Source organism: Agrobacterium sp. CG674 (genome assembly GCF_053521645.1).
Window position 1 is genome coordinate 620,958 of sequence record NZ_JBNWDZ010000001.1, and the last position, 12,380, is coordinate 633,337.

10 protein-coding genes are annotated in these 12,380 nt (G+C 58.3%); 4 read left to right on the top strand and 6 right to left on the bottom strand.

Going from position 1 to position 12,380, the window contains the following annotated elements; translation table 11 throughout:
- Positions 1–85 precede the first annotated feature (85 nt).
- Both ACQZ51_RS02975 and purD read right to left on the bottom strand, forming a co-directional pair.
- Positions 86–538, bottom strand: a complete 453-nt coding sequence (locus tag ACQZ51_RS02975; protein ID WP_448775080.1) for a plant virulence effector HPE1-like domain-containing protein — start codon at positions 536–538, stop codon at positions 86–88.
- A 115-nt stretch (positions 539–653) separates the two neighbouring features.
- Positions 654–1,928, bottom strand: coding sequence for a phosphoribosylamine--glycine ligase (purD, locus tag ACQZ51_RS02980; RefSeq protein ID WP_448775082.1), 1,275 nt, complete (start codon positions 1,926–1,928; stop codon positions 654–656).
- A gap of 231 nt (positions 1,929–2,159) precedes the next feature.
- Here purD and ACQZ51_RS02985 point away from each other — a divergent pair, with 231 nt between their 5' ends.
- Positions 2,160–4,472 (top strand): Tex family protein, encoded by a 2,313-nt coding sequence (locus ACQZ51_RS02985; RefSeq protein WP_448775083.1) that lies wholly within the window; start codon positions 2,160–2,162, stop codon positions 4,470–4,472.
- Positions 4,473–4,542: 70 nt separating this feature from the next.
- A complete protein-coding gene (gene ubiA, locus ACQZ51_RS02990) occupies positions 4,543–5,496 on the top strand; it encodes a 4-hydroxybenzoate octaprenyltransferase (protein ID WP_448775085.1) in 954 nt (317 codons plus the stop codon).
- A 60-nt stretch (positions 5,497–5,556) separates the two neighbouring features.
- Here the strand turns inward: ubiA and ACQZ51_RS02995 are convergent, their stop codons facing one another.
- From ACQZ51_RS02995 to ACQZ51_RS03010, 4 genes are all read right to left on the bottom strand, one after another.
- Complete coding sequence (locus ACQZ51_RS02995) at positions 5,557–6,123, bottom strand: DUF6101 family protein (protein WP_042618424.1); 567 nt, start codon at positions 6,121–6,123, stop codon at positions 5,557–5,559.
- 444 nt (positions 6,124–6,567) lie between these two features.
- Positions 6,568–7,995, bottom strand: a complete 1,428-nt coding sequence (locus ACQZ51_RS03000) for an FAD-binding oxidoreductase (protein WP_448775087.1) — start codon at positions 7,993–7,995, stop codon at positions 6,568–6,570.
- A gap of 9 nt (positions 7,996–8,004) precedes the next feature.
- Complete coding sequence (locus ACQZ51_RS03005) at positions 8,005–8,994, bottom strand: L-threonylcarbamoyladenylate synthase (RefSeq protein ID WP_448775088.1); 990 nt, start codon at positions 8,992–8,994, stop codon at positions 8,005–8,007.
- A 106-nt stretch (positions 8,995–9,100) separates the two neighbouring features.
- Positions 9,101–9,709 carry a DUF6656 family protein gene (locus ACQZ51_RS03010; protein WP_448775090.1) on the bottom strand — a complete coding sequence of 203 codons (609 nt, stop codon included), beginning with the start codon at positions 9,707–9,709 and terminating at the stop codon, positions 9,101–9,103.
- Between the two features lie 322 nt (positions 9,710–10,031).
- Here ACQZ51_RS03010 and ACQZ51_RS03015 point away from each other — a divergent pair, with 322 nt between their 5' ends.
- Both ACQZ51_RS03015 and ACQZ51_RS03020 read left to right on the top strand, forming a co-directional pair.
- Entirely contained in the window at positions 10,032–11,276 is a 1,245-nt protein-coding gene (locus ACQZ51_RS03015) for an aromatic ring-hydroxylating oxygenase subunit alpha (RefSeq protein ID WP_448775091.1), read from the top strand.
- Positions 11,277–11,281: 5 nt separating this feature from the next.
- A complete protein-coding gene (locus tag ACQZ51_RS03020) occupies positions 11,282–12,361 on the top strand; it encodes a 2Fe-2S iron-sulfur cluster-binding protein (protein WP_448775749.1) in 1,080 nt (359 codons plus the stop codon).
- Positions 12,362–12,380: the final 19 nt, after the last annotated feature.

Consider the following 12,380-nt stretch of genomic DNA (forward strand, 5'->3'; position numbering starts at 1 on the left):
CAATGCTGGATCGCATCTCAATAAAGCTAGCATGTGAATATTAAAGAATAGTACCTCTTTAAGGGCGGCGCAGTATTAGCAAGGTTTACTTTAGACTTGGTCGCAATGGCACATTTTCAAATTGTGGTTTGCTGTCAGCGCTGTTCGGAATTGGGTCTGAGGGAGATACAGCGGAAGTCTGCACAGCGTCCGTTCCCGGGCTTGCATTGTCTGCGGTGCTTGGGATCGATGGTTCTTGAGGGAGCCAGAGAGAGTTCGAGCTCATGAACGTCACGGGCGAGCCGCCCATCCACGATTCTGTACGTTGGATCTGCTTCTTTCCATCCACATCGCGAATGGAAATTTCCTGCGTGCCGGGTGCAAGCGTTGGCGCAGCGACCACCGCTTTCTTTTCAACGCTTGACGGCGGGCAGGCCGCGCAGGTCACCGACACAACACTGCCGTTTGACGTGCGGTTCTGGCCAATGATTTCGATGGATGACGCCATGGCAGAACCGCTTGCCAGCACGAGTGCGACCGTAAGCAAAGTCTTGCGCATGAAATCTCCTGTTCCGTGCAGCCATTCGGCTGCTTCAACGGGGCGGATTTTACTGCGACTTCCTTTCCATCCGGTCAGGAACTTTGGTAAATATTGAACGAAGCGAGGCGGCTGCTTACTTGGCCTCTTCGCGGGCGACGGCCTGCCAGCCAATATCGCTGCGGCTGAAGCCATTTTCCCATTTAACCTCGGCCGCCAAGGCATAGGCGCGGCTCTGGGCTTGCGTCACGGTGGCGCCAAATGCTGTCGCGTTCAACACCCGCCCGCCGGTTGCGACCAGCTGGCCGTCTTTCAGCGCTGTGCCAGCGTGGAACACCTTGGCGTCTTCGCGCGCATCGGGAATGTGGATGATCGGTGTGTTCTTGTCGTAAGCGGCGGGATAGCCTTTGGACGCCAGAACCACGGTCAGGGCCGCATCATCGCGCCACTCTGCACTCACCTCGGCAAGTGTTCCGGTGGCGGTCGCATAGAGCAGCGGAAGCAGGTCGCTTTTCAGGCGCATCATCAAAACCTGGCATTCGGGGTCTCCGAACCGAACATTGTATTCGATCAGCTCGGGACCTTTTTGCGTGATCATCAGCCCGGCAAAAAAGACGCCCGAAAACGGGTTCCCGTCTTTCGCCATGCCTGTCATCGTCGGCTCGATGATCTCTTTCATGGTGCGCTCGACCATCTCGGGCGTCATGACGGGCGCAGGAGAATAAGCACCCATGCCGCCTGTGTTGGGGCCGGTGTCGCCATCGCCCACGCGCTTGTGGTCCTGCGCGGTTGCCAGCGCCAGGGCCGTCTTTCCATCGCAAAGGCAGAAGAAGCTGGCTTCCTCACCGTCGAGAAATGCCTCGACGACGACTTCAGCGCCGGCCGCACCAAATGCACCATCGAAACAGTCATCAATCGCTGAAAGCGCTTCGGCTTCGCTCATGGCAACCGTCACGCCTTTACCGGCGGCCAGACCATCGGCCTTGATGACAATGGGCGCGCCCTGCTGGCGGACATAGGCCTTGGCCGGTTCGGCATCCTTGAAGCGCTGGTAAGCGCCGGTCGGAATATCGTAACGGGCGCAGAGATCCTTGGTGAAGCCCTTGGAGCCCTCAAGCTGGGATGCGGCCTTGGAAGGGCCGAATGTGGCGATGCCTGCGGCGCGCAGGTCATCGGCCAGACCGGCAACCAGCGGGGCTTCCGGGCCGATCACGACAAAATTGATGTCGTTGTCTTTCGCAAAAGCGATGACCGCAGCGTGGTGTTCCACATCAAGCGTCACAAGCTCCGCGTGATCGGCGATACCGGGATTGCCGGACGCGGCATAAAGTTTGGTCAGCAGGGGCGATTGGGCAATTTTCCAGGCCAACGCATGCTCGCGTCCGCCGGAACCGATCAACAGAACTCTCATGGTCAACACCCCTGTCATCTCGCGCTTTAACGTGATGCTGGGGCGTTAAGGGCAGGGGGCTGAAAGGTCAAGGTCAAAGCGCTGATTGGCAACCTGTTTGTTTGCTCAGATCGCTATTGCGTCGAAGCATAGGCTCATTCGGCTTTTCTGTGGAATCGATCAAGCTTCCTGTTGTCATGCCGCAATCAGCATCTATGTTCGGGCAGATTTTAAGAAAGTTCAGAGAACCATATGGCCGCAGATAACTCCCGCATTGCTCCGTTGATCGCTTCCGAAATCAATGCCCGCGCCGAACAGGTGAATGCGGCGATTGCGCTGCTGGATGAGGGGGCGACGGTTCCCTTCATCGCCCGTTATCGCAAGGAAGTCACCGGCGGCCTCGATGACACCCAGCTCCGCACGCTGGCGGAGCGACTGTCCTATCTGCGCGAACTCAATGCCCGGCGCTCGTCCATCACCGATTCCATCACAACTCAGGGCAAGATGACCGATGATCTCCTGCGCAAGATCGTATCGGCAACGACGAAAGCAGAGCTGGAAGACCTTTATCTGCCATACAAGCCCAAGCGCCGCACACGCGCTGAAATCGCCCGTGAAAAGGGCTTGGGTCCACTGGCGCAAGCTTTGTGGGACAACCGTAGCGCCGATCCCGCCACTCTGGCGCAGGCATATGTTCAGGGAGAGGTCGCAGATGTGAAGGCAGCGCTTGAGGGCGCTCGCGATATCGTGGCCGAAACCATGACAGAAAACGCCGATCTGCTTGGCCGCCTGCGAGACTATATGCGCCGCAACGCCACCTTCCGCGCCAAGGTTGTCGATGGCAAACAGGCGACGGGAGAGAAATTCTCTGACTATTTCGACCACTCCGAAAAATGGGCCACCGTGCCCGGCCACCGCGCACTTGCCATGCTGCGTGGCTGGAACGAGGAAGTTCTGACACTGACAATCGATGTGGATGCGGATGATCCATCACCGGTCAAGCCAGCACAGCGCACCATTGCCAGTGCCTTCGATATTCGGAGCGCAGGACCGGCGGATGCCTGGCTGATGGAGGTCGCGGGCTGGACATGGCGCGTCAAGCTTTCCATGTCCCTGTCTCTCGATCTGATGCGCGAATTGCGGGAACGTGCGGAAGAAGAGGCGATCCACGTCTTTGCCCGCAATCTGAAAGATCTGCTTCTGGCCGCACCTGCCGGTTCTCGCGCCACCATGGGTCTGGACCCCGGCATTCGCACCGGCGTCAAGGTGGCCATCGTGGATGGCACCGGCAAGCTGCTGGAAACGACGACCGTCTATCCATTCCCGCCCAAGAACGATATTCGCGGAACGCAAGCCGAGCTTGCGGCCCTGATCCGCAAACACAATGTCGAGCTGATTTCCATCGGCAACGGCACCGGCAGCCGCGAGACGGAGCGGCTGGTGGCGGATATGTTGACCCAGCTGACCGGCCCCAAGCCGACCAAGGTCATCGTGTCTGAAGCGGGCGCTTCGATCTACTCAGCCTCGGCAAGTGCTGCGGCGGAATTCCCAAATCTCGACGTCTCCCTGCGCGGAGCGGTCTCCATCGCCCGCCGATTGCAGGATCCGCTTGCAGAACTGGTGAAGATTGAGCCGAAGTCCATCGGCGTTGGCCAGTACCAGCATGATGTCGATCAGGGCAAACTCTCTCGCTCGCTGGATGCCGTTGTGGAAGATGCGGTGAATGCTGTCGGCGTTGATCTCAACACGGCGTCCGCTCCGCTTTTGTCGCGGGTATCGGGGCTTGGTGCTTCCATCGCTGATGCCATCGTTCTGCACCGCGACCAGACAGGGCCGTTCGCCAGCCGCAAGGAATTGCTGAAAGTGCCCCGCCTTGGCCAGCGCACCTTCGAGCAATGCGCCGGGTTCCTGCGCATTCCCAACGGCAAGGAGCCGCTCGACTCGTCATCCGTCCACCCTGAAGCGTACGGCGTCGCCAAGAAGATCGTCGCGGCCTGCGGTCGCGACCTGCGCTCCGTGATGGGCGACAGTGCGGCGTTGAAGTCGCTTGATCCCAAGCAGTTCATCGATGAGCAGTTCGGTCTGCCCACCGTCAAGGATATCATCGCCGAGTTGGAAAAGCCCGGTCGTGACCCGCGTCCAAGCTTTAAAACCGCGACCTTTGCCGATGGCGTGGATGAAATCACCGATTTGAAACCGGGCATGCTGCTGGAAGGCACTGTTACCAACGTTGCTGCCTTTGGTGCGTTTGTGGATATCGGCGTCCATCAGGATGGTCTCGTCCATGTGTCGCAACTGGCCGATCGTTTCATCAAGGACCCGCACGAAGTGGTGAAGGCCGGTGATGTGGTCAAGGTGCGGGTGGTTGAGGTGGATGTGAAGCGTAAACGCATCGCTCTGACCATGCGCAAGGATGGTGGCGAGGCCGCACCCCAGCCTATGCGGGAAAAAGGCAATGCCAATGCCATGCGCCATGCAAGTGCGAAGCCGCAGCCACGGGCTGAGGCTGCGCCAGCGGGCGGAGCACTGGCGGCAGCCTTGGCAGAGGCCATGAAAAAACGCTAAGCGCAGGCCGGGCATAGCTTTGGCAGTCTTGCGCTTGACGCTTCGTAAATGTGAAGCGTAGAACGCAGACATGGCTGACCAAAGTGATCTTTCCGGTCGCGTTTCCGACGCGCCATCCAACAATTGGGTCTATCGGATATTGCCGAGGACCCTTTGGCCCTATGCGCAGCTTGCCCGGTGGGACCGCCCCATCGGCTGGCAATTGCTGATGTGGCCCTGCTTCTGGTCGGCGGCCATGGCGACAAATGCGGCGCAGAACATCGGCACCTTCTCTTGGGGCACTTTGCTATTCCATCTTTTTCTGTTCTTTGCGGGCTCGGTTGCCATGCGGGGTGCCGGTTGCACCTATAACGACCTTGCCGATCACAGAATAGACATGGCGGTGGCGAGAACCCGTTCGCGCCCGCTTCCGTCCGGCAGGGTCAGCCGCACACAGGCAAAGATCTTCATCGTGCTTCAGGCGCTGGTCGGCCTAGTGGTGCTTTTATGCTTTAACGGATTTGCCATCGTCGTTGGTCTGGCATCGCTGATCATCGTCGCCATCTATCCGTTTGCCAAGCGCGTGACCAACTGGCCGCAGTTCTTTCTTGGCCTTGCCTTTTCGTGGGGCGCGTTGATGGGCTGGGCCGGGCAATTCGGATCGCTTTCGATCTCGCCGTTCCTGCTCTATGTTGGCGCCATCGCTTGGACGATTGGTTACGACACGATCTACGCCCATCAGGACCGGGAGGACGACACCGCCGTGGGCATCGGCTCGACAGCACTTCTGTTTGGGGACCAGACAGGCAAATGGCTAATCGGCCTTTACGGTGCTGCGCTGGCCTTCATTTTTCTGGCTTTCGCCACAGCCGGTGTGGGTTGGCTTGGCTATGTCGGCCTCGTCACTGCCGCCTTCTTGCTTTTCCGCCAGGTAAAAATGCTCGATATCAACAATGTCGAGCAGTGCCTCGCTCTCTTCAAGTCCAACAATCGCGTCGGGCTTCTGATTTTCGTCGGTCTGCTCTTGCCGCTAATCTTGCGTTGATACGAAAAACCCGGCGCCGTCTTGAGACGTGCCGGGCTTTGCGCGGAGGAAACGGATGGATCAGCTGCGGGCGATGATTTCCTTGCCCTGGATGCGCATGGTCATGCCCAGCGAGCCGGTGTTGCGACGCACGAGGAAGCGCGGGCGGCGCTCTGCGAAATAGGAATGGCGACGGCGTGGGCGCGTGGTCTTGGTGCGCACCTGGCCGAGATGGTCTTCCAGCGGGCGGGCAATGCCATCGGCCTCAACCATCAGCATCGGAATGCGATAGGCTTCAGACCAGCTGCGCCAATCCGCTGCAATGTCGCACAGGTCGTGCGCCACCAGCAGGGGAATGCAAAGGTCTGGATCGTCATGATGAAGTTCGAGCGTCACGGTCACCTGGCCATCACCATGGTCGATGGCGCGGGCGGCAACACCTTTGAAGGCACGGGCAGGAAGCGCGAAGGAAAGCGGCAGGCCACTGGAGTGGAGGACCTTGCGAAGCACAGCACCGCGTTCATCGAGCGTGATAGCGATATCGGTTGAACTCTTGTCCTTGCCATACGTCAGCTGCTGCGGGAACCGCGTTGGGTCGAGCCGGAGTGTCGCGCCTGCCCAGTCGGGCTTCAGAACAGTGTTGGTCATCATGCTATCCTTGTTTTACCTGAGAGCCGTTTCATGGCCTCGTCTGGGACTTTTCGTCCTCTGATAGGGTGAAGATAGCCGCCGTATCTTCGAGACAGCTTAAAAATCGAGGTTAAGAAAACTTTGCATTCCCAAATGGTTAGCAAAAGGCAGACTGATAAGGTTTCGAATTCCTGAACTGATACGCGCACGATCATGCGGAGGCTTTGGGCAAGCCTGCGGTGTCTGCTTCCTCAATGTCGCAGAAATATGCATGTGCTGTCTCGCACGCATCGCCCTGAAATGCAGGGTGCGCAGGACAATCCTGCTTCGGCAATGGCGAAAAATCCGAAGGCCAAAAATGGGCGGGGATGACGTGTGGGGAGCCCAAAAAAGGGCGACAAACCTGCGCGCCCGGCATGGTCGCAGGGCGCGCTATTGCAGGACGGTGGCGGCGAAACCCGGTTAGACGCTGACGACCTTGCCGGGGTTCATCACGCCCGCCGGGTCGAAAGCTGTCTTGATTCGGCGCATCAGTTCCAATTCGATACCGGGGCGGATATCGGCAAGCTCATCGCGTTTTAACTGTCCAATTCCATGCTCGGCGGAAATCGAGCCGCCATGGGAAAGTACGATGCCGTGGACGATGTGGTTGATCTCGCGCCAGCGGGCAATGAACTCAGCCTTATCGGCACCCACGGGCTGCGAGATGTTGTAGTGAATATTGCCATCGCCCAGATGACCGAAAGCGCAGATGCGCGCACCGGCAATTGCTTGCATGACGGCCGCTTCGGCCTCTGCCATAAATTCTGGTATCTTGGAGACCGGAACGGAAACATCATGCTTGATGGACCCGCCCTCTGGCTTTTGCGCATCCGACATGCTTTCGCGCATGTGCCACAGCGCCGTGCGCTGCGCGTCTGATGAAGCGATGACGGCATTCTGCACGACGCCAGCCTCAAACCCCTTCTCCAGCAGGTCCTCGATCATGGTCTGCGCGGTTTCCGCCGTGTCGGAGGTGGAGATATCGATGAGCGCATACCATGGATGCACCGTATCCAGCGGATCGCGGACACCTGGAATGTGCTTTGTGGTAAAGTCGATACCAATGCGGGGCATGAGCTCAAAGCCCGTCAGCGCCGCGCCACACAGCGTTGAGGCACGGTCGAACAGTTTCAAGGCATCTTCGGGCGAGTTGAGACCGGCAAAGGCAACTTGGTGCCCACGCGGCTTGGGAAAGAGCTTCAGAACCGCGCCGGTGATAACGCCGAGCGTGCCTTCCGAGCCGATGAAAAGGTCGCGCAGATCGTAGCCCGTATTGTCTTTCTTGAGGCGGCGCAGTCCGTTCCAGATTTCGCCCGTTGGCAGAACCACCTCCAGCCCTAGGCAGAGCTGGCGCATATTTCCGTAGGCAAGCACTGCGGTGCCGCCTGCATTGGTGGCAAGGTTTCCACCGATGCGGCAGGAGCCTTGAGAACCGAGCGACAGCGGAAACATCCGCTCAACCTTGTCGGCTTCCGCATGGACCGTATCGAGAATGCAGCCACCATCCACGACAATGATATTGGCGACGGGATCGATATCGCGCACGCCGCTCATCCGCTCCAGTGAGAGAATGATGTCGCTTGCGCCGCTGCGCGGTGTCTGGCCACCCACAAGGCCGGTGTTTCCGGTCTGAGGCACGATGGCCGTGCCGGTCTCGCTGGCAAGTTTCATAATGGCCGCCACCTCTTCAGTCGAGGCCGGTTTCAGCATTAATGGCGAAGCGCCTTTGTAGAGCCCGCGATTTTCCACAAGATGCGGGGCAAGATCAGCCTGATCGCGCACGGCGTTCTTGTCGCCAACGATGGTTACGAAACGCTGGATCAGGTCATCGGGCAAGGCGGTCATCATTATCGGTCCTCAATCAGCTTCGTCAGGGCGGGGGGCAGCGGCACGCGCCAGCCGGTCGTTGATGGCTTCGCCAAGCCCTGTAACCGGAATGGCCGTGATAGCGATGCTGGTTGCACCGCTGGCATCGGCTTTTTTCAAATGGTCGAACAGGTTGACGGCGGCTTGCGCGAGATCGCCACTGCGGCTGAGATCAAGAACAATCGCGGCACGGTCTTCGCCAGCGACGGCTTTGTCACCGAAGCGGATCAAGGCCTCACCGGGTTCAACGGAAACGGCATTCAGCCGCACAGCCGCGCCGGGCGCATAGTGCGAGGCGAGCATGCCAGGAGCTTCGATGGCGGCAGAGGCCTTCGCAGGTCGAACGAGTTTCGATCCGGCAACGCGCTCGATCTCTTCCGCCACCAATCCACCGGGACGAAGCAAGCGCACGGTGCCGTCCTGCTCGACCTTGATGATGGTGGATTCCACGCCGACATCAGCCGCGCCGCCATCCAGAATAAGGCTGATCTTATCACCGAGGTCAGCTTCCACATGGGCAGCGCTGGTGGCGCTGATCTTGCCGGAACTGTTGGCGCTGGGTGCGGCGAGCGGCTTTCCGAAATGTTCGATCAGCGCGCTAGCAAAGCCCTTGGGAATGCGAATGCCGACAGTATCCAGACCGGCTGTGGCAAGCGAATGGATTGCGCCACCTGGCTTCAATGGCAGAATGAGCGTGAGAGGGCCGGGCCAGAACGCCTCAGCCAGCTTTCGCGAGATGGGATCAAACACGGCGTAGTTTTCCGCCATCCCAATGCTGGCCATGTGGCAGATCAGCGGATTGAACTGCGGGCGCCCCTTGGTTTCATAGATGCGGGCAATGGCAACAGGGTTGGTGGCATCTGCGGCAAGGCCATAGACCGTCTCCGTGGGAATGGCGACGGGATGGCCTGAGGACAGGACTTCGACGGCGTCGCGAAGCGCCGTGGCCCGGTCGTTTTCTATGTCGATATGACGCGCCATGAATGCAGCACCTTCCGAGGGCGCGCGGCCTTTGACGCCGCACAGTTTCGCGCGGCATGCTTTAGAGGTTTTCAACCGGGTTGGAAAGCTGTTTGCCGCGTCAGTTTCAAAGTGTGCGGATGAACTTGCGCATCTCATTGGAGCGCGTGCCTAGCATCAGCACATTCTTCAGTGCAACCTTTGGGTCATGGGTGCGAAACAGTAGGCCATCGCGGTGGATGGTCTTGTCGATTTTCACCGACCTGTCACCGGCCACAGCCATCGCAACGGCAAAATACATGCGGGGATGCCGCGCATCGATATTCTCGAAGAACTGGTCGTCGCCGCACAGTTCCGCAAAGAAATTGGCGAAATAGAACGACCAGATCACTGGGTTGCGCAGGTCAAAACTGGTCCGCGATGCCGTGACATGGCAATAGCCCAGATGTGGGCTCTCTTCGATGGTGCGGTGAAATACCATGTTGGGAAAGCGGATGGACTGGTGGAAGGAATTCAGCCGCGAATAGGTCAATTCGCCAGCCGTTTGAAGCTTGCGCCCGGTAATCTCGGCCACCTGTTCATGCGTCAGATAGCGATGCTCACGCGGAACCCATTTCTCTTCATAACGGGCGATCTTGCCTGTGCGCAGGAAATCGGAATGAGCTGTTTTCGTGCGGGGAGGCGCGGGCTTGAGAGCGCTCGCATCAAAATAGCGTATCTGCGTGCTCTTTTCCATCGGAGAACTCCTGTGCCGATTTATGTGTTTTACGCGAAGGAGGTTAAAAAATCCTTTTAGCGCATCGGTCTGCATTAGAGATTATGGCGCACAAGCCCGCGTCACATTGCGACGGGTTTTCGTTTGATCGATCTATAAGTCACTGTTTCCGAAACAAAATCACGCGCTGCAACCGTTATTGCGCGTGTCGCAAATTGTCGCCAATGCGGAAGCCAATGTCGCTGTATGTGGTGCTGAAGATGCGCGTGAATGGTTAGATAATCGGCATCACACGCGGGAGATGGCCCCTAAAGGCTGGCCGCGACTTTTCGAGGACGTGGCCATGGATTTGCGTGACACCGTATTGCGGCAACTGAAAAACCGTCGTGAGGGTTTTACCCTTGATCAGCCTTTCTACGTGGACCAGGAATATTTCCAGCTGGATATGGAAAACATCTGGTACCGAGACTGGCTGTTCGTTGGCCATGATTGCGAAGTGCCAAAGGCCGGAACCTATATGACGGTTCAGATCGGTGACTACGCCGTTGTCATCGTGCGCGGCCGGGATGGCACTATTCGCGCTTTCCACAATTCCTGCCGCCATCGCGGCTCGCGCGTCTGCAGCAGCCAAAAGGGACAGGCAGCCCGGCTAGTTTGTCCCTACCACCAGTGGACCTATGATCTTGACGGCAAGCTTCTGTTTGCACGCCATATGGGCGATGATTTCGACAAGGGTGAATTTGGCCTCAAGCCGATCGCCTGTGAGACGGTTGCTGGATACGTGTTCATCTGTCTGGCCGAAAACCCGGCCGATTTCGCACCGGTCCGCGCCGAGATCGAGGGTTATATGGCGCCGCACCGCGTATGGGAGGCGAAAGTCGCCCATGAAAGCACAATCGTCGAGAAGGGCAACTGGAAGCTCGTCTGGGAAAACAACCGAGAATGCTACCATTGCGCCGCCAACCATCCGGAACTGTGCCGCACCTATCCTGAAAACCCGAGCGTGACCGGCACCGATGGCGGTGCGAGCGATCCCGAAATCGGCGGGCACTGGGCGCGCTGCGAGGCTGCCGGTCTGCCGAGCCGTTTCAAGATCGATCCTCAAGGCCAGTTCCGCGTGGCGCGCATGCCGCTGATTGGTGACGCCGAGAGCTACACCATGTCCGGCAAACGCGCCGTGAGTCGTCCGCTATCGGATGATGTGACGATAGACCATATCGGCGCACTGCTTCTTTTCCACTATCCAACGACCTGGAACCATTTCCTTGGCGATCACATGATTTCATTCCGCGTGCTGCCGCTTGGGCCGCAGGAAACTCAGGTCACGACCAAGTGGCTTGTGCACAAGGATGCGGTGGAGGGTGTCGATTACGATATCGAGAACCTGACCCATGTCTGGAACGAGACCAATGATCAGGATCGCCGTATTGTTGAGGAAAACGCTTTCGGCATCCGCTCTCCTGCGTATCAGCCGGGCCCCTATTCCATGGAAGATGAGGGCGGCGTGATGCAGTTCGTCAACTGGTACTCCGATTTCATGATCGGCCGTCTTTCGGGCGACAAGCAAAAACTCTCGGTTGTCGCATGACGACCATGAACATGAAAACGACATACAAGCATATCGATGAGATGAAGCCGTGGAGCGACAAGCTCCACCTGCTGGAGTGCATCTCCGTCACGCCTGAAACACCAGACGTGATGACTTTTCTGTTCCGCTCCGAAGGTACCAACTGGTTTCGCTATCTGCCGGGCCAGTTCGTGACACTCGAATTGCCTGTGGGGCCGGAGCCGCTGTTTCGCACCTATACTCTGTCATCAAGCCCGTCGCGGCCTTACGCAGTTGCCGTAACCGTTAAGGCGCAGGCCACGAGCATCGGCACCCGCTGGATGTTCGATCATCTGAAGCCCGGTATGAAAATCCGGGCGCTGGGGCCGCTGGGCGACTTTTCCTATGTGCGCCATCCCGGTGACAAATATCTGTTTATTTCCGCAGGCTCTGGCGTCACGCCGATGATGTCTATGGTGCGCGATATGAGTGACCGCGCACCGCAAAGCGATATTTCCTTCATCAACTGCTCACGCTCCCCATCCGACATCGTCTTCCGCCACGAGCTGGAATATCTGGCTCGCTTCATGCCGAACCTGTCACTTGGCTTTATCGTTGAGAACTGTGGGCGCACGGACCTTTGGTCTGGTCTGAAGGGCATGGTGGACAAGGCCAAGATTGCGCTGCTGTCCCATGACTTTATGGATCGCACGGTGTTTTGCTGCGGGCCGGGGCCTTTCATGGCGGCAATCAGCTCCATGCTGGAAGCATCCGGCTTCGATATGGCGCGCTATCATCAGGAAAGCTTTTCTCCCGCAGCGCCTGTGGCTGTCGGCCCAAGCGATTTGCCTGACGATGGCGAAGTGCTTGCCAAAATCAACTTCACGCTGTCCGGCAAGGACGTGCCATGCCAGTCAGGCCAGACCATATTGATGACGGCGCGTGCGGCGGGTGTTCGCATCGGTGCCGCCTGCGAGTCTGGTATCTGCGGCACATGCCGTGTTCTGAAGCTTTCCGGCGAGGTTGAGATGAGCCATAATGGCGGCATTCTCGATGAGGAAATCGAGGAAGGCTATATTCTCGCGTGTTGCTCGAGGCCTTTGACAGACGTTCAAGTAGAGGCGTGATTATACTTGTTCCGTTTTG

Coding starts and splice junctions, on each gene's coding strand:
- ACQZ51_RS02975 (WP_448775080.1), bottom strand. CDS start 538: ATGCGCAAGACTTTGCTTACGGTCGCACTCGTGCTGGCAAGCGGTTCT.
- purD (WP_448775082.1), bottom strand. CDS start 1,928: ATGAGAGTTCTGTTGATCGGTTCCGGCGGACGCGAGCATGCGTTGGCC.
- ACQZ51_RS02985 (WP_448775083.1), top strand. CDS start 2,160: ATGGCCGCAGATAACTCCCGCATTGCTCCGTTGATCGCTTCCGAAATC.
- ubiA (WP_448775085.1), top strand. CDS start 4,543: ATGGCTGACCAAAGTGATCTTTCCGGTCGCGTTTCCGACGCGCCATCC.
- ACQZ51_RS02995 (WP_042618424.1), bottom strand. CDS start 6,123: ATGACCAACACTGTTCTGAAGCCCGACTGGGCAGGCGCGACACTCCGG.
- ACQZ51_RS03000 (WP_448775087.1), bottom strand. CDS start 7,995: ATGATGACCGCCTTGCCCGATGACCTGATCCAGCGTTTCGTAACCATC.
- ACQZ51_RS03005 (WP_448775088.1), bottom strand. CDS start 8,994: ATGGCGCGTCATATCGACATAGAAAACGACCGGGCCACGGCGCTTCGC.
- ACQZ51_RS03010 (WP_448775090.1), bottom strand. CDS start 9,709: ATGGAAAAGAGCACGCAGATACGCTATTTTGATGCGAGCGCTCTCAAG.
- ACQZ51_RS03015 (WP_448775091.1), top strand. CDS start 10,032: ATGGATTTGCGTGACACCGTATTGCGGCAACTGAAAAACCGTCGTGAG.
- ACQZ51_RS03020 (WP_448775749.1), top strand. CDS start 11,282: ATGAACATGAAAACGACATACAAGCATATCGATGAGATGAAGCCGTGG.